The organism is Sphingomonas spermidinifaciens (assembly GCF_002351485.1).
Classification (GTDB): Bacteria; Pseudomonadota; Alphaproteobacteria; order Sphingomonadales; family Sphingomonadaceae; genus Sphingomonas; species Sphingomonas spermidinifaciens.
Genome location: NZ_NWMW01000001.1, coordinates 1,407,896 through 1,424,833, shown reverse-complemented (window position 1 = coordinate 1,424,833; position 16,938 = coordinate 1,407,896). Strand labels below are relative to the sequence as shown.

19 protein-coding genes are annotated in these 16,938 nt (G+C 66.4%); 18 read left to right on the top strand and 1 reads right to left on the bottom strand.

Annotation, left to right across the window (positions count from 1 at the left end; all coding sequences use genetic code 11):
- The first annotated feature begins 58 nt into the window (after window positions 1-58).
- The 6 genes from COC42_RS06765 (at window position 59) to COC42_RS06740 (ending at window position 5,769) form a co-directional block, all read left to right on the top strand.
- Window positions 59-1,726 (top strand): ATP-binding protein, encoded by a 1,668-nt coding sequence (locus tag COC42_RS06765; protein ID WP_096343154.1) that lies wholly within the window; start codon window positions 59-61, stop codon window positions 1,724-1,726.
- Between the two features lie 82 nt (window positions 1,727-1,808).
- Window positions 1,809-2,714, top strand: a complete 906-nt coding sequence (locus COC42_RS06760) for a fructose bisphosphate aldolase (protein WP_096342404.1) — start codon at window positions 1,809-1,811, stop codon at window positions 2,712-2,714.
- A 179-nt stretch (window positions 2,715-2,893) separates the two neighbouring features.
- Window positions 2,894-3,580 (top strand): thiamine phosphate synthase, encoded by a 687-nt coding sequence (gene thiE / locus COC42_RS06755; RefSeq protein WP_096342403.1) that lies wholly within the window; start codon window positions 2,894-2,896, stop codon window positions 3,578-3,580.
- Window positions 3,581-3,693: 113 nt separating this feature from the next.
- Window positions 3,694-3,954 (top strand): CPCC family cysteine-rich protein, encoded by a 261-nt coding sequence (locus tag COC42_RS06750; RefSeq protein ID WP_281253079.1) that lies wholly within the window; start codon window positions 3,694-3,696, stop codon window positions 3,952-3,954.
- 140 nt (window positions 3,955-4,094) lie between these two features.
- Window positions 4,095-5,159: a L,D-transpeptidase family protein gene (locus COC42_RS06745; protein ID WP_245843903.1), complete on the top strand. Its 1,065-nt coding sequence runs from the start codon at window positions 4,095-4,097 to the stop codon at window positions 5,157-5,159.
- A 4-nt stretch (window positions 5,160-5,163) separates the two neighbouring features.
- A complete protein-coding gene (locus COC42_RS06740) occupies window positions 5,164-5,769 on the top strand; it encodes a M23 family metallopeptidase (protein ID WP_096342400.1) in 606 nt (201 codons plus the stop codon).
- Here the strand turns inward: COC42_RS06740 and COC42_RS06735 are convergent.
- Entirely contained in the window at window positions 5,766-6,386 is a 621-nt protein-coding gene (locus COC42_RS06735; protein ID WP_096342399.1) for a LysE family translocator, read from the bottom strand. The two genes, COC42_RS06740 and COC42_RS06735, sit on opposite strands and share 4 nt — an antisense overlap.
- 119 nt (window positions 6,387-6,505) lie before the next feature.
- Between COC42_RS06735 and efp the strand changes: the two genes are divergently transcribed.
- The 12 genes from efp (at window position 6,506) to nuoI (ending at window position 16,873) form a co-directional block, all read left to right on the top strand.
- Window positions 6,506-7,069 carry an elongation factor P gene (efp, locus tag COC42_RS06730; RefSeq protein WP_096342398.1) on the top strand — a complete coding sequence of 188 codons (564 nt, stop codon included), beginning with the start codon at window positions 6,506-6,508 and terminating at the stop codon, window positions 7,067-7,069.
- Between the two features lie 45 nt (window positions 7,070-7,114).
- The gene (locus COC42_RS06725) at window positions 7,115-7,915 is read left to right on the top strand and encodes an inositol monophosphatase family protein (protein ID WP_096342397.1); all 801 of its coding nucleotides are present in this window, start codon (window positions 7,115-7,117) and stop codon (window positions 7,913-7,915) included.
- Window positions 7,916-8,165: 250 nt separating this feature from the next.
- Window positions 8,166-8,540, top strand: a complete 375-nt coding sequence (locus tag COC42_RS06720) for an NADH-quinone oxidoreductase subunit A (protein ID WP_096342396.1) — start codon at window positions 8,166-8,168, stop codon at window positions 8,538-8,540.
- Window positions 8,531-9,067, top strand: a complete 537-nt coding sequence (locus tag COC42_RS06715; RefSeq protein WP_096342395.1) for a NuoB/complex I 20 kDa subunit family protein — start codon at window positions 8,531-8,533, stop codon at window positions 9,065-9,067. The genes COC42_RS06720 and COC42_RS06715 overlap by 10 nt, the downstream gene beginning before the upstream one ends.
- 10 nt (window positions 9,068-9,077) lie before the next feature.
- Entirely contained in the window at window positions 9,078-9,956 is an 879-nt protein-coding gene (locus tag COC42_RS06710) for an NADH-quinone oxidoreductase subunit C (RefSeq protein WP_096342394.1), read from the top strand.
- A complete protein-coding gene (locus tag COC42_RS06705) occupies window positions 9,956-11,191 on the top strand; it encodes an NADH-quinone oxidoreductase subunit D (protein WP_096342393.1) in 1,236 nt (411 codons plus the stop codon). The genes COC42_RS06710 and COC42_RS06705 overlap by 1 nt, the downstream gene beginning before the upstream one ends.
- A complete protein-coding gene (locus COC42_RS06700) occupies window positions 11,191-11,862 on the top strand; it encodes a complex I 24 kDa subunit family protein (protein ID WP_096342392.1) in 672 nt (223 codons plus the stop codon). The genes COC42_RS06705 and COC42_RS06700 overlap by 1 nt, the downstream gene beginning before the upstream one ends.
- On the top strand, window positions 11,859-12,023 hold the full coding sequence (locus COC42_RS17630; protein ID WP_176484581.1) for a hypothetical protein: 165 nt from the start codon (window positions 11,859-11,861) through the stop codon (window positions 12,021-12,023). The genes COC42_RS06700 and COC42_RS17630 overlap by 4 nt, the downstream gene beginning before the upstream one ends.
- Window positions 12,023-13,327: an NADH-quinone oxidoreductase subunit NuoF gene (nuoF, locus tag COC42_RS06695; protein WP_096342391.1), complete on the top strand. Its 1,305-nt coding sequence runs from the start codon at window positions 12,023-12,025 to the stop codon at window positions 13,325-13,327. Before COC42_RS17630 ends, nuoF begins: the two co-directional genes overlap by 1 nt.
- Window positions 13,327-15,333 (top strand): NADH-quinone oxidoreductase subunit NuoG, encoded by a 2,007-nt coding sequence (nuoG, locus tag COC42_RS06690; RefSeq protein WP_096342390.1) that lies wholly within the window; start codon window positions 13,327-13,329, stop codon window positions 15,331-15,333. Before nuoF ends, nuoG begins: the two co-directional genes overlap by 1 nt.
- On the top strand, window positions 15,330-16,391 hold the full coding sequence (nuoH, locus tag COC42_RS06685; protein ID WP_096342389.1) for an NADH-quinone oxidoreductase subunit NuoH: 1,062 nt from the start codon (window positions 15,330-15,332) through the stop codon (window positions 16,389-16,391). The genes nuoG and nuoH overlap by 4 nt, the downstream gene beginning before the upstream one ends.
- Complete coding sequence (gene nuoI, locus COC42_RS06680; protein ID WP_096342388.1) at window positions 16,388-16,873, top strand: NADH-quinone oxidoreductase subunit NuoI; 486 nt, start codon at window positions 16,388-16,390, stop codon at window positions 16,871-16,873. Before nuoH ends, nuoI begins: the two co-directional genes overlap by 4 nt.
- Window positions 16,874-16,938: the final 65 nt, after the last annotated feature.

Genomic DNA, 16,938 nt, shown 5'->3' with positions numbered 1-16,938 from the left:
ATTTACCTCCGCTTTGGTATCGCTGTCACGTGATATGAACGGCGAAGGCTCCTTGCCCATGGCGGACATCATGAACGCGCACGCTTTCGAGCAGGCCCCGCCTGCCGGTGGCGGCGCGTCGGCGCTCGCTGCGGACCCGATCGGGATCGTCACCGAAATCTCGGGCGCGGGCAGCCGCGTCACCTTCGACCGCATTGCGCTCGATGCGATGCGCGGCGATGCCGACGAGATGCTGGCGGCGGCGGGCCAGGTCGGCAGCCTCGTCAAGATCCGGGTCGGCGGCAGCTGGCTCGTCGCCAGTGTGCGCGCGCTCAAGCTGACCGAGGACGGCCATGCCGACATCGCCGCGCAGATCGACTTCCTCGGCGAGGGCGAGGAAGAACGGCTGACGGGCAAGCTCTTTCACTTCCGCCGCGGTGTTACCCGCTATCCGACCCCCGGCTCCCAGGTGCTGCCCGTCTCGACCGAGGACATGCGCCAGGTCTATCAGACCGACGACCGCGCCAATGTGAAGATCGGCAACGTCTATCCGACCAAGGACATCCGCGCCGCGCTCTATGTCGATGCGATGCTGGGCAAGCATTTCGCGCTGCTGGGCTCGACCGGCACCGGCAAATCGACGGCCGCCTCGCTGATCCTCCACCGCATCTGCGAGGCCGCGCCGCAGGGTCATATCGTGATGATCGACCCCCATGGCGAATATGCCGCGGCGTTCGCGACGCGCGGCGCGATCTACGACGTCGGCAACCTCGCCATGCCCTATTGGCTGATGAACTTCGAGGAGCATTGCGAGGTGTTCCTGACCGGCAGCACCGGTTCGCAGCGCCAGATCGACGCCGACATCCTTGCCAAATGCCTGCTCGCCGCGCGCGGCAAGAACCGCCTCGCCACCGACGTCAAGCTGACGGTCGATTCGCCGATCCCCTATCTGCTCAGCGACCTTACCACCACGATCCAGCTCGAGATGGGCAAGATGGACCGCGCCGGCGACACCGCGCCCTATCTGCGCCTCAAGGCCAAGATCGAGGAGGTGAAGAACGATCCGCGCTATACCTTCATGTTCTCCGGCATGCTTGTCGCCGACACGATGGCGACCTTCCTCGCGCGGATGTTCCGCCTGCCGGCCGAGGGCAAGCCGATCTCGATCATCGACGTGTCGGGGGTGCCGAGCGAGATCACGTCGGTCGTGGTGGCCGTGCTGAGCCGGATGGTGTTCGATTATGCGATCTGGTCGCGCGGCGAACCGGTGCGCCCGATCCTGCTCGTCTGCGAGGAGGCGCACCGCTACGTCCCCAATGAGCGTAACGCCGATCAGTCCTCGGTCGGCCGCATCCTCAGCCGCATCGCCAAGGAAGGGCGCAAATACGGCGTGTCGCTCGGCCTCATCACCCAGCGCCCCTCCGACCTTGCCGAAGGCGTGCTGTCGCAATGCGGCACGATCATTGCGATGCGCCTCAACAACGACCGCGACCAGGCCTATGTCCGCGCAGCGATGCCCGAGGGCTCACGCGGCTTCCTCGACGCGATCCCCGCGCTTCGAAACCGCGAGTGCATCATCTGCGGCGAGGGCGTGGCGACACCGGTCCGGGTGCTGTTCGACGATGTCGAGGAAGCGCTGCGGCCAGCCTCGGCCGACCCTTCGTTCAGCCAGTTGTGGCGCCAGACCGGCGGCGAGGAAGCCTCGCTCCAGCGGACGATCAAGCGCTGGCGTAGCCAACGGCGATAACCTCCGCACCGCCCCATTGCTCGGTCGCCCCGGAGCGGCTATGCGGCGTCGCATACGTATGCAGAAGCCCAGGGGATCGCAGATGGACAAGGCCGACATGACCCAGCGGATCGCACAGGGCGACGGGTTCATCGCCGCGCTCGATCAGTCGGGCGGCTCCACGCCCAAGGCGCTCAAGGGCTATGGCATCGAGGAAGGCGCCTGGGACGGCGACGAGGCGATGTTCGGCCTCATCCACGACATGCGCGCGCGGATCATCACCGCGCCGTCGTTCAGCGGCGACAAGGTGCTGGGCGCGATCCTTTTCGAGCGGACGATGGACGGCGAGGTGGCGGGCAAGCCCACCCCCGTGGCGCTGATCGAGCGCGGGGTCGTCCCTTTCATCAAGATCGACAAGGGGCTGGAGGCCGAGGCCGACGGCGTCCAGCTGATGAAGCCGATCGACGGCCTCGACGCGCTGCTGGCGCGTGCCCGCGGCCTTGGCGTGTTCGGGACCAAGGAACGCTCGGTCGTCAACCTCGCCAACCCGGCGGGTGTCGCCGCAGTGGTGGCGCAGCAGTTCGAGGTGGCGGCTGAGGTCCTCGCCGCCGGCCTCGTCCCGATCATCGAGCCCGAGGTGAACATCAAGAGCCCCGAGCGCGGCGCCGCCGACCGCCTGCTCAAGGCCGAGCTCCTGAAGGCGCTTGATGCCATGCCCGGTGACGACCGGGTGATGCTCAAGCTGTCGATCCCCGAGGAGGCCGGCCTGTTCGACGAGTTGGTCGATCACCCCCGCGTGCTGCGCGTCGTTGCGCTGTCGGGCGGCTTCGCGCGGCCGCAGGCCTGCGCTGAACTGGCCAAGAACCGCGGCATGATCGCCAGCTTCAGCCGCGCGCTGCTCGAGGATCTGCGTCACCAGATGAGCGACGCCGAGTTCGACGCGGCGCTGGGCGAGGCGATCGACGAGATTCACGCCGCATCGGTGAAGAAGGTGGCGCTGGCGGCATGACCTGATCCCTCGTCACCCTGGATCAAGTCCGGGGTGACGAGATCCAAAGAGTGGCCAGCACCTTCCCCGCAGGGGTGGGGGGTTGCTCGATGCAGAGGTCGCGGATCGAGCCCATCGGGGAGGAATGCGGCGGGACGGGGGACTTCCCTTCACCCCCACCCCGCACTAACCCCGCGCGCATGACCGATTTCGACGACGATCCGCTCGGCCCGCTCGACCCCGACTTCGCCCTGCGGTTCCAGCGCGACGACCGGCGGCCGCCGTGCCAGCTCTACCTTATCTCCCCGCTCGAGGTCGGCGGCGGCTTCCACGACCGGCTTGAGCGTGCGCTCGGCGCCGGGCCGGTCGCGGCATTCCAGTTCCGGGTGAAGGGCATCGACCAGCACAAGGCCGCCGCGCTGGCCGAGCCGCTGCAGCGCATCTGCGCCGCCCACGACGTCGCCTTCATCGTCAACGATTCGATCAGCCTCGCCAAGCGCGTCGGCGCCGACGGCGTGCATCTGGGCCAGGGCGACGGCGACGTGCGCGAGGCGCGGGCGGCGCTCGGCCCCACGGCGCAGATCGGCGTCACCTGTCACGACAGCCGCCACCTGGCGATGGAAGCGGGCGAGGCAGGGGCCGATTACGTTGCCTTCGGCAGCTTCTTCGAGACGACGACCAAGACGGTGAGCCACCGGCCCGAGCCCGTCATCCTCTCCTGGTGGTCGGCGCTGTTCGAAGTGCCCTGCGTCGCGATCGGTGGCATCACGCCCGCCAATGCCCGCCCGCTGGTGAAGGCAGGCGCCGACTTCCTCGCAGTGTCGGGCGCGGTGTGGAACGGCGACGAGGCAGAGGCGGTGGCGGCGTTCGCGAGGGTACTGGGGTAGGGCGGCGATTTTTACGAATCCGGAAAGTCGGCTATCGCCCAATTGCGGACATGGGCCGGCACGATAGAACGAACGCCTATCGAGCGAGGGCGAACATAGATTAGCACAGCGTCGTGAAGGATTGCAAGAAGGTCGCGAGTTATCGATGCCCATGCTGTAGTCGTCTGACTTTGAAAGGCCGGGGAATGTTTGAGATTTGCCCTGTCCGTTTTTGGGAGGACGATTGGCAGGACAACCATGATGCGGAAGTGGTGCGCGGTGGTCCGAACCGCACGCTGTCGCTGGCCGTGGCTCGCCAAAATCATCTGACAACCGGGGCATCCGATCCAGTCGATCTGCCGCACGTTCGTGGCCCGACTAGCGACGAAGTGTGATGGCTCGACTGACCGCTTTCCTGCCCAAACTAGCCGTTTAGCCCCCGTTCCGGTGGCGGTCTCTCGCCAGCCCAAACCCCGGCCCCATGAAACAAAGGTGAGTCCCGCTCGTTCGGTTCGGCCAAGGAGGCGGATCGATTATGAGTCAGATGGAACAGCGGGATCGTGCGCTTCTGGGGGTGGTCGGCCTCGCCACGGTGACGGCGGCTGCGCTGGGTTTTGCCGGTGCTCCCACCGCCGATGCGCAGGCGCCTGAGCCCAAGCGGCAGGCGGCAGCACCCGCCGGGCCGAAGGTCGATCTGGCAACGCTGAAGGCCCAGGTGATTCTATCGAAGCTCGGCTTTTCGTCGGGACTGCTCGACGGGACCAACAGCGCCGCTTTCAAGGGTGCGATCCGCGGCTTTCAGGAAAGTCGCGGGCTGGGGCGGTCGGGGCGGCTTGACGCGCCGACGCTTGCCGCGCTGCGGCGCTACGACGCGGTCGAGCCCGTCAAGACGATCACCCTTGCGCCGCAGATGCTTTCAGGGCCGTTCGTCAACCCGATCCCCAAGGATTATGGCGAGCAGGCCAAGCTCCCCGGCCTTGCCTATCGCTCGCCGCTCGAGAAGCTGGCGGAGATGTTCCATACTTCGCCGGCGATGCTGGTCGCGCTCAACAGCCGCGAGACGCCGCTACGCCCCGGCCAGCAGATCGTCGTGCCCAATGCGCTCCCCTCGTCGCGCGCCTATGATATCGACGATGCGACGTGGAAGCGGACCGTCGCCTACCTCAACGTCGATGCGCGCCAGCCGACCGCCGATCACGTCGTGGTCGACGAGAGCGAGGGCGTGCTCAAGGTGATGAACGGTGAGGACCGGGTGATCGCGCAGTTCCCCGCGACCATGGGCTCCGCCGAGTTCCCGCTGCCGATCGGCGAATGGACGATCAAGGGCAACGCCTATAATCCCGACTGGAAGTTCCAGCCCGAGCTGATCGCCGGGTCCAAGCCGGGCGCGAAGGAGGCGGTGGTGCCGCCGGGGCCGAACAATCCGGTGGGCGTGGTCTGGATGGACCTTTCCAAGCCGCACTACGGCATCCATGGGACGCCCGAGCCGCAGAACATCGGCAAGACGGAAAGCAACGGGTGTATTCGTCTTACCAACTGGGACGCGGCACGGCTGTCTATGATGGTCAAACCGGGCACCAAGGCGCTGTTCCGGAAATAGGGCGATGACCCGCCTCTTTTGGGGCATCCTCGCGCTGATCTTGGTGGGCGGCGCGATCTTCACCTCGATGCTTCGCTTTGGCGGTCCCGATGCGCCGGCGAGCCCCGCCCGTGAGATCGCGGCGATACCCGATGCGCCCCCGGCCGGCGACGGCGTACGCTGGACGGGTGGGCTGCTGACCGTTCCGGTGGCGGGGGTCGAACGGTCGGCGATCGCCTCGAGTTGGGGCGATCCGCGCGGGCAGGGCACGCGGCTCCATCGCGGCAACGACATCATGGCCCCCGGTGGTACGCCCGTCCTCGCCGCCGCCGACGGGGTGGTCGAAAAGGTCTTCTGGAGCGCGGGCGGCGGCGGCAATACGCTCTACATCCGCTCGCCCGACGGCCGCTGGAGCTATTATTACGCCCACCTCGCCGCCTATGCGCCCGGCATTGCGGAGGGTGTGCGGGTCCGTGCGGGCCAGCCGATCGCAGCGGTCGGCGATACGGGCAATGCCCGGCCGGGCAATACGCACCTCCATTTCGGCCTGTCGGCGATGGCACCCGGCGAGCGCTGGTGGCAGGGGCGCGCGGTCGATCCGACGCCGCTCCTGACCGGCTCCGCCGACTAGCGCGCCGCGAGCGCCAGCGCCGCCCCGGCCGTCACGATCACCCCGCCCGAGATTCGCTGCGTCCAGCGCTGCGTCGCCGGGCGGCGGACGATCGCCGCGGCGCGCGCGGCACCCAGTGCGTAGAGCGTGTCGGTGACGAGCGCGGTCAGGACGAAGGTCGCGCCCAGCACCAGCGCTTGCGGCAGATAGGGACGGTCGGGCCGCACGAACTGGCTGGCGAAAGCGACGAAGAAAAGGATCGTCTTTGGATGGAGGCCACCCACCGCGACGTTGGTCATGAACGCCGCGCGGGGGCTGGCGCGCCGCGGCATCGCCTCGACCGGCCCGCCGCGGCCGCTCCGTGCGATCGCGAGCAGGCCGATGACGACCAGATAGGCCGCGCCCGCCCATTTGAACGCGGCAAAGGCGGCGGGCGACGTGGCGATCAGCGCGCCCGCGCCCGCCAGCGAGGCCGACACCGCCATCAGGTTCCCCGTCGCCATCCCCGCCACCGAGGCGAGTGCCGCGCGCCGCCCCGAGGAAAAGGCGAAGCCGACGATGCTCGCCACCCCCGGCCCCGGCAGCACCGCGAGCAGCAATGCCACCACCGCGAACGGCAGCCATGCCTGCAATTCCATGTCCGGTCCCCCCGCTTCGTCATAGCCGGGCGGGCGCCGGCGACCAAGGGCGCGGCTTGCCCCGTCGCTGCCGCTTGGCTAAGGCGCGGCCATTCAGCTCTTTCCAACAGGTCGAACCCATGAAGATCAGCGGCGTGGACATCCGTCCCGGCAACATCATCGAGTATGAAGGCGGCATCTGGCGTGCGGTGAAGATCCAGCACACCCAGCCCGGCAAGGGCGGCGCCTATATGCAGGTCGAGATGAAGAACCTGATCGACGGGCGCAAGACCAACGTCCGTTTCCGTTCGGCCGAAACGGTCGAGCGCGTGCGGCTCGATACCAAGGACTTCCAGTTCCTGTTCGCCGAGGGCGACACGCTGACCTTCATGGACAAGGACAATTACGAGCAGATCACGCTCGACAAGGGCGTGCTGGGCGACGCCGCCGAGTTTCTGCAGGATGGCATGGACGTCGTCATGGAGCTCCATGACGAGCGCCCGATCAGTGTCCAGCTGCCCGACACGATCGAGGCGACGATCGTCGAGGCCGACGCGGTGGTGAAGGGCCAGACCGCCTCTTCGAGCTACAAGCCCGCGATCCTCGACAATGGCGTCCGCGTGATGGTGCCGCCGCATATCACCAGCGGAACGCGCATCGTCGTCGACGTGTACGAGCGCGAATATGTAAGGCGCGCCGATTGATCCTCTCTGCCTCTCCCCGGCGGGGAGAGGGCTTAAGGTTAGAAAATGTCTGCCCAATCCGGCCTTATCACCGTCATGGAGCGCGCCGCCCGCAAGGCGGCGCCGCGCCTGCGCCGCGACTTCAACGAGGTCCAGCACCTTCAGGTGTCGAAGAAGGGGCCGGCCGACTTCGTGTCGATGGCCGACCAGCGCGCGGAGCGGACGCTCTATGACGAGCTTCTGAAGGCGCGGCCCGACTGGGGCTTCGTCATGGAAGAGGGCGGGGTGATCGAGGGCGATCCCGACAAGCCGCGCTGGATCATCGACCCGCTCGACGGGACGACCAACTTCCTTCACGGCATCCCGCATTTTGCGATCTCGATCGCGGTGCAGGACCCGCGCTCGGGCATCACCCATGGCCTCGTCTATCAGCCGCTGACCGACGAGAGCTTCTGGGCCGAGAAGGGTCGCGGCGCGTGGCTGACCGGCCAGCGGCTTCGCGTGTCGGCGCGGCGAGACCTGAACGATGCGATCATCGCGACCGGCATCCCGTTTCTCGGCCACGGCGACTTCCCCGAATGGACGCGCATCTTCGGCGCGATCGCGCCCGAGGTGGCGGGCATCCGTAGGCTGGGGTCGGCGGCGCTCGACCTCGCCTGGGTCGCGGCGGGGCGGTTCGACGGCTTCTGGGAAAGCGGGCTCAGCATCTGGGACGTCGCGGCGGGATACCTGATCGTCAAGGAAGCCGGCGGCTACGTCACCGACTATCGCGGCACCGACCAGGCGCTCGAGAAGCGACAGGTGCTCGCCGCCAACGACGTGCTCCATTCGAAGCTGCACAAGCTTGCCGCCGGCGCGCTGCGCTGACACATGGCTGGTGGGGTATTTGCCCCATCCCCGCGGGCCGGGGGCCTCGGGCCAGGGCAGGGGCCTTTCAATCATCCCCGCGCCGAGTTCGGGACGATCTTCGCCAGCTTGACCTTCGGCCGCTAAGGTCAGGAACGACGTCGAGGCGGGGCGCGCCCTGCGAATCATTCTCACTGGCTCGCCGCCTTGCCCCCCTCGGTTCATCGGCCTAGAAGCGCGCCCAAACCCTGCTGCAACCGCGAGATGACCCTTGGTCGACCTGTCGCAATATCTGCCGATCCTGATGTTCCTAGGCGTCGCGCTCGCCCTGTCGTCGGCGTTCGTGTTCCTGCCGATGGTGGCCGCGCGCTTCACAGGCGCGCACAAGCCGACGCCCGAGAAGCTGACGGAATATGAATGCGGCTTTCCCGCGTTCGAGGATTCGCGCAGCCAGTTCGACGTGCGATTTTATCTCGTCGCGATCCTGTTCATCGTCTTCGATCTCGAGGCGGCGTTCCTATATCCGTGGGCGGTGAGCGTGTTCGACCTGGGCTGGGTAGCCTGGTCGTCGATGATGATCTTCATCGCCGAACTCGCGCTCGGCCTTGTCTATGCCTGGAAGAAGGGAGCACTCGATTGGGAGTGAACCTCGCACAGCCCGCCCCCGGTACGCAGCCGGACCTGGGCTTCTACAACGACCTGAACGGTGAGCTTCAGGACAAGGGCTTCCTCGTCACCTCGACCGAGGAGCTGTTCCAGTGGGCGCGTACCGGCTCGCTCTGGTGGATGACGTTCGGCCTCGCCTGCTGCGCGGTCGAGATGATCCATGTGAACATGCCGCGCTACGACATGGAGCGGTTCGGTGCCGCGCCGCGCGCCAGCCCGCGCCAGTCCGACGTGATGATCGTCGCGGGCACGCTCTGCAACAAGATGGCCCCGGCGCTCCGCCGCGTGTACGACCAGATGTCGGAGCCCAAATACGTCATTTCGATGGGCTCGTGCGCCAATGGCGGCGGATACTATCATTATAGCTACAGCGTCGTGCGCGGCTGCGACCGGATCGTGCCGGTGGACATCTACGTCCCCGGCTGTCCGCCGACCGCCGAGGCGCTGCTCTATGGCGTGATGCAGCTGCAGCGAAAGATCCGCCGCGTGGGAACGATTGAAAGGTGATTGGCTCGCGATGAGGTCTTCGGCGCCCCGCTATGCCCCCAATGACGGCGTGATCGACGCGGCGACCGCGGCGATCGGTGCTGCGTTGGTCGAGGCGCAGGACAAGGTCGGCGAAGTGACGCTGACCGTCACCCGCGATGGCCTGATCGACGCGATGATCGCGCTGCGCGACACGCCGGGCCTCGAGTATCAGCAGCTGATGGAGATCGCCGGCGTCGACTATCCGGAGCGCGAGGAGCGCTTCGACGTCTGCTATCACTTGCTCAGCGTCACCCGGAACCACCGCCTGCGCGTGCGGGTGACCGCGGCCGAGGACACGCCGGTACCCAGCGTGACGGGCCTGTGGCCGGTCGCCAACTGGCTCGAGCGCGAAGTCTATGACATGTACGGCGTGCTGTTCGATGGGCACCCGGACCTGCGCCGCATCCTGACCGACTACGGCTTTCGCGGGCACCCGTTCCGCAAGGACTTCCCGCTGACCGGCTTCGTCGAGCTGCGCTATTCGGAAGAGGCCAAGCGCGTGGTCTACGAGCCCGTGAAGCTCGCCCAGGACTTCCGCAATTTCGAGTTCATGAGCCCGTGGGAAGGCGCGCAATACGTGCTTCCCGGCGACGAGAAGGCCGCCGCCGCGACCCCGCCCGCCGCGCCGCCGCCCGCGGTGCCCGAGGCCAAGGGTGCGCCGAGCCCCGTCACCGCCGATCAGGTCGTCCGCGCCGACGCGAGCACCGCGCCCGCCAAGCCCGACGCGCATCCTGGCACCGGCTATGGCCGCTCGACCGACAGCCGTGCGGAGACCGGCGCGGGCGAGGCGAGTCCGGGCAACCAGAAGGGCGAGAAGCCGGCCGAATCCGACGTGATCCCCACCAAGGGCGCGGGGCAGAACCAGTAATGTCCGATACCACCACCCAGCTGATGCACGCCGATGCCCAGTCGCCCGAGAGCGCTGGCGACGTCGCGATCCAGAACTACACGATCAACTTCGGCCCGCAGCATCCCGCGGCGCACGGCGTGCTGCGCCTCGTCATGGAGATGGACGGCGAGGTGATTGAGCGGATCGATCCGCATGTCGGCCTGCTCCATCGCGGTACCGAGAAGCTCTGCGAGTACAAGACGTATCAGCAGGCGATCCCCTATTTCGATCGCCTCGATTACTGCTCGCCGATGTGCATGGAACACAGCTTCGTCCTAGCGATCGAGAAACTGCTTGATCTCGAGGTGCCGGTCCGCGGCCAGTATCTGCGCGTGTTCTTTGCCGAACTCACGCGCATCATGAACCATATGCTCAACTTGGGCAGCCACGTGATGGACGTGGGCGCAATGACGCCCAACCTGTGGATGTTCGAGCTGCGCGAAGACCTGATGAACTTCTATGAGCGGGCCTCGGGCGCGCGCATGCACGCGAATTATTTCCGCGTCGGCGGCGTGCGTCAGGACGTGCCGCTCAAGCTGCTCACCGATATCGCCGACTGGCTCGACACGCGCCTGCCGCAGCTGTTCGGCGACGCGATCAGCCTCGTCGCCGAGAACCGCATCTTCAAGCAGCGTAACGTCGACATCGCGATCGTCAGCCGCGAGGACGCGCTGAAATGGGGCTTCTCCGGCCCGATGATCCGCGCCGCCGGGCTGCCCTGGGACCTGCGCAAGTCGCAGCCCTATGACGTCTATGACCGGATGGAGTTCGACGTGCCGGTGGGCACGCGCGGCGACTGCTACGACCGGTTCATGGTCCGCGTCGAGGAAGTCTATCAGTCGGCGCGCATCATGAAGCAGTGCCTGAACGAGATGCCCGACGGCCCCGTTCTGTCGCTCGATCGCAAGGTGGCGGTGCCGCACCGGGCGGAGATGAAGCGCTCGATGGAAGCGCTCATCCACCACTTCAAGCTTTTCACCGAGGGCTATCACGTCCCCGCTGGCGAAGTGTACGTCGCGACCGAGAGCCCCAAGGGCGAGTTCGGCGTGTTCCTCGTCTCCGACGGCTCGAACAAGCCCTATCGCGTGAAGATCCGCCCGACCGCGTTCAGCCACCTCCAGGCGATGGACTTCATGAGCCGCGGGCACATGCTCGCCGATACGACCGCGATTCTGGGCGCGATGGACATCGTGTTCGGGGAGTGTGACCGATAATGGCTGACGCAACACCCATTCCCGACGAGGCCGAGGTCCGCGCGCGCTGGGGCAATTTCGCCTGGAACGAGGCGAACATGGCCAAGGCGAAGGAAATCGTCGGCCGTTACCCCCCGGGGCGCCAGCAGTCGGCGACGCTCCCGCTCCTCGACCTTGCCCAGCGACAGGTGGGGGCAGAGACGCAGACGCAGGGCTGGCTGCCCGTGCCCGTGATCGAGTTCGTCGCGCGCTTCCTCGACATGCCGTACATCCGCGTATTCGAGGTCGCGACCTTCTACACCATGTACAACCTCTCGCCGGTCGGCCGCTATCACGTGCAGGTCTGCGGCACGACGCCGTGCATGCTGCGCGGCTCCGACGACGTACTCGCGGCGTGCAAGAACCAGGGCCTGGTCAAGGGACGGACGACGCCCGACGGCCTGTTCACGCTGACCGAGGTCGAGTGCATGGGCAATTGCGCCAACGCGCCGATGGTCCAGATCAATGACGACAATTTCGAGGATCTCGACTACGACAAGACGGTCGCGATCCTGTCGGCGCTCGCCGCGGGCGAGAGCGTGAAGCCCGGCCCGCAGAACGGCCGCCATACCTCGGAGCCAGAGGGCGGGCCGACCACGCTGACCGCGATGATCGAGGCGAACCATGATTATCGCGCGGAGTGGACCGCGTGAGCAAGAACACGATCATCACCATCCTCGCCGTCATCGGCGCGATCGTCGTGCTCGGCTGGGTACTGAAACTCAGCTTCAAGCTGCTCGGCGTGCTGATCGGCGCCGCGATCGTCGTCGCGATCCTCGCCGGGGGTCGCAAGCTGTTGGGAGGGGGCAAGTAATGCTCGCCGACAAGGACCGCATCTTCACCAACGTCTATGGGTTCCAGCCGTGGAACGTCGACGCGGCGATGAAACGCGGCGACTGGGACAACACCAAGGCGCTGCTCGAGCTCGGCCAGGATACGATCATCGATCGTATCAAGGCATCGGGCCTGCGCGGTCGCGGCGGCGCGGGTTTCCCCACCGGCATGAAGTGGAGCTTCATGCCGAAGAACCCGACGCCCGAGCGCCCCAGCTTCCTCGTCATCAACGCCGATGAATCCGAACCGGGGTCCTGCAAGGACCGGGAGATCATCCGCCACGATCCGCACAAGCTGATCGAGGGCGCGCTGGTCGCCGGCTTCGCGATGCGTGCGCGGGCGGCATACATCTACATTCGAGGCGAATATATCCGCGAGGCCGAGGTGCTGTTCGCGGCGATCGCCGAGGCGTATGACAAGGGCTTCATCGGCAAGAACGCCTGCGGGTCGGGCTACGACTTCGACGTGTTCTGCCACCGCGGGGCGGGCGCCTATATCTGCGGCGAAGAAACCGCGATGCTCGAAAGCCTCGAGGGCAAGAAGGGTCAGCCGCGCCTCAAGCCCCCGTTCCCGGCGGGCGCAGGCCTTTATGGCTGCCCGACGACGGTCAACAATGTCGAATCGATCGCGGTCGCGCCGACGATCCTGCGCCGCGGGCCGGAATGGTTTTCGAGCTTCGGGCGCGAGAACAACAAGGGCACCAAGCTTTTCCAGATCAGCGGCCATGTCGAGAAGCCGTGCGTGGTCGAGGAGGCGATGAGCATCTCCTTCCGCGAGCTGATCGAGAAGCATTGCGGCGGCATCCGCGGCGGGTGGGACAACCTCCTCGCGGTGATCCCCGGCGGCTCGTCGGTGCCGTTGGTTCCGGCGGCCGAGATCATGGACGCGCCGATGGATTTCGACGGGCTGAAAGCGGTCGGCTCGGGTCTCGGCACCGCGGCGGTCATCGTCATGGACAAGTCCACCGACATCGTCCGCGCGATCAGCCGTATTAGCTATTTCTACAAGCATGAGAGCTGCGGCCAGTGCACGCCGTGCCGCGAGGGCACCGGCTGGATGTGGCGCGTGATGGAGCGGCTGCGCACCGGCGACGCCGACATCAGCGAGATCGACACGCTGCATCAGGTGACCAAGCAGGTCGAAGGCCACACCATCTGCGCGCTCGGCGACGCGGCGGCATGGCCGATCCAGGGCCTGATCCGCCACTTCCGCCCGGAGCTGGAGCGGCGGATCCTGGAGAAGAACGGTTCGGGCACTGCCCCGATGATGGAAGCTGCCGAATAATGCCCAAGCTCAAGGTCGACGGGATCGAGGTCGAGGTGCCGCAGGGAGCCACCGTGCTTCAGGCGTGCGAGGCGGCGGGGAAGGAGATTCCCCGCTTCTGCTATCACGAGCGGCTGTCGATCGCCGGCAATTGCCGCATGTGCCTGGTCGAGGTGAAGCCCGGGCCGCCCAAGCCGCAGGCAAGCTGCGCGCTGCCCGCCGCCGACAATCAGGAAGTGCGGACCGACAGCGCGATGGTGAAGGCCGCGCGCGAGGGGGTGATGGAGTTCCTCCTCATCAACCACCCGCTCGACTGCCCGATCTGCGACCAGGGCGGCGAGTGCGACCTTCAGGACCAGACCATGGCCTATGGTCGCGGGGCGACGCGCTATACCGAGAACAAGCGCGCGGTGACCGAGAAATATATGGGCCCGATCGTCAAGACGGTCATGACCCGCTGCATCCAGTGCACGCGTTGCGTCCGTTTCGCCGAGGAAGTCGCCGGGGTCGAGGAGATCGGCGCGATCTATCGCGGCGAGAACATGCAGATCACCTCCTATCTCGAGAAGGCGGTGTCGAGCGAACTCAGCGGCAACGTGGTCGATCTGTGCCCGGTGGGCGCGCTAACCTCTAAGCCGTACGCCTTCAACGCGCGGCCATGGGAGCTCAAGAAGACGCTCGGCATCGACGTGATGGATGCGGTCGGCACCAATATCCGAATTGACGCGCGTGGCCGGCAGGTGCTGCGCGTGCTGCCGCGCGTCAACGAGGACGTGAACGAGGAATGGGCGCACGACAAGACGCGCCACCATGTCGACGGCCTTGTCCGCCGGCGCCTCGACAAGCCGTACATCCGCCGCGATGGCAAGCTCGTTGCCGCTACCTGGGACGAAGCGTTCGCCGCGATCGCCGAGGTGGCACGCACGGCCGGATCGTCGGTTGCCGCGATCGCCGGCGACATGGTCGATTGCGAGACGATGTTCGCCGCCAAGAAGCTGGTCGAGGGCTTCGGCTCGTCGCTGCTCGAGGGGCGGCAGACGGGCATGGCCTATGACGTGACCAGCCTGGGCGCAGTCGCGTTCAACACGACGATCGCGGGCGTCGAGGAGGCCGACGCGATCCTGCTCGTGGGCTCGAACCTTCGCTGGGAAGCGCCGCTCATCAACACGCGGGTGCGCAAGGCGATCAAGAAGGGCGCGAAGGTCTTCGCGATCGGGCCGGAGACCGACCTGACCTACAAGGCGACTTGGCTGGGTGATGACCTGTCGCTGCTCGGCAAGCTGCCGGATGCGGCGGCGGACGTGTTTGCCGCGGCGACTAAGCCGATGATCGTCGTCGGCCCCGGTGCGCTCAAGAACGGGCACGGCGCGGCGCTGGCGCTCGCCAAGTCGCTCAATGTGGTGAGGGACGGCTGGAACGGCTTCAACGTCGTCCACACCGCGGCGGCGCGCATGGGCGCGCTGATGCTGGGCTATGCGCAGGCCGGCGGTATCGCCGATATCGTCGGAGCGTCGCCGAAGCTCGTCTTCGTCCTTGGTGCCGACGAGGTCGATTTCTCGGCCTTTGCGAACAGCTTCAAGGTCTATGTTGGCCATCACGGCGACAAGGGCGCGCATCACGCCGACGTGATCCTGCCCGGCGCGACCTATGCCGAAAAGCCCGGCACCTACGTCAACCTCGAAGGGCGGGTGCAGTTCAGCGAGCGGGCGGTGTTCGCGCCGGGCGATGCGCGAGACGACTGGTCGATCCTGCGCGCCCTGTCGGACGTCATTGGCCGTCCGCTGGCCTTCGACGATTTCGGCCAGCTGCGCGCCGCGATGGCCGCCGAAGTGCCCGCGCTCGGCCGCGAAGGGCTGGCCGGCTACGACTGGAACCCGCCGGCGATCGACGCCAGCGGCGAGGGGCCGGTGACGTACCCGATCGCCGACTTCTATCTCACCAACGCCATCTGCCGCGCCAGCCCGACGATGCAGCGCTGCTCGGCCGAACTCGTCCATGGCGAAGATTTCGCGGAGGCGGCGGAGTGACCTCTTTCTTCCAATCGCTCGGTCTGAACTTCGAGGGGGCCTGGGCCGTCTCGACCCTTGCCGGCATCCTGCTGATCGCCTTCCCGGTCATGCTGGCGGTGGCGATGATCATCTACGCCGATCGAAAGATCTGGGCGGCGATGGCGCTGCGCCGGGGTCCCAACGTGGTGGGGCCGTTCGGCCTGCTCCAGTCGTTCGCCGACGGGCTCAAGGTCTTCCTGCAGGAAACGATCATCCCGACCGGCGCGAACAAGGGGCTGTTCCTGCTTGCGCCGATCATCACCTTCACGGTGGCGCTGATCGTGTGGGCGGTGGTGCCTTTCGACGTGGGCGTGGTGCTCGCCGACATCAATGTCGGGCTGCTCTACGTCCTCGCCGCCTCGTCGCTCGGCGTCTACGGCGTGATCCTGGCGGGCTGGGCGTCGAACTCAAAATACCCCTTCTACTCGGCGATCCGTGCGGCGGCGCAGATGGTGAGCTACGAAGTCGCGATCGGCTTCGTGCTTGTGTCGATCGTGCTCTGGGCGGGTAGCTTCAACCTGACGACGATCGTCGAGGCGCAGAAGAACATCTGGGGGCTGTCGTTCCTGCCGATCAACGGCTTCGGCTTCCACCCGCTCCTGTTCCCGATGTCGGTGGTGTTCTTCATTTCGGCGCTGGCGGAGACGGCGCGCGCGCCGTTCGACCTGACCGAGGCGGAGTCGGAGCTGGTCGCCGGATACCAGACCGAATATTCGTCGATGGCGTTCGCGCTCTACTGGCTTGGCGAATATGCCAACGTCATCCTGATGTGCATGCTGAACGCGGTGCTGTTCTGGGGCGGCTATCTGCCGCCGTTCGACTGGGCGCCGCTCTATATGGTGCCGGGCATCATCTGGCTGTTCGCCAAGGCGTTTTTCTTCTTCTTCCTCTTCAGCTGGGTGAAGGCGACGGTCCCGCGCTATCGCTATGACCAGCTGATGCGGCTGGGCTGGAAGGTGTTTCTGCCACTCAGCCTCACCTTCGTGTTCCTCGTGTCGGGCTTCCTGATGCTGACGCGATATGGAGTTTCGGCATGAGCTTCGCTCAGACCCTTCGTTCGTTCGCGCTGGCCGAGTTCGTCTCGGCCCACCTCCTGACGCTGAAGTATTTTTTCAAGCCGAAGGCGACGATCAACTATCCGTACGAGAAGAACCCCATCTCGCCCCGCTTTCGCGGCGAGCATGCGCTGCGCCGCTATCCGAACGGCGAGGAACGCTGCATCGCGTGCAAGCTGTGCGAGGCGGTTTGCCCCGCGCTGGCCATTACGATCGAGGCCGAGCCGCGCGAGGACGGGTCGCGGCGGACGACGCGCTACGACATCGACATGACGAAGTGCATCTATTGCGGGCTGTGCCAGGAAGCATGTCCCGTCGATGCGATCGTCGAGGGGCCCAATTTCGAATTCTCGACCGAAACGCGCGAGGAGCTGATCTACCACAAGGAGAAGCTGCTCGAGAATGGCGACCGCTGGGAACGCGCGATCGCCGCGAACCTTGCCGCCGACGCCCCGTATCGTTAAGCGGCGCGGGCACAAGGGGTCAGCCATGCTAAAGGCACGCATCGTCATCCCAGCGAAGGCTGGGA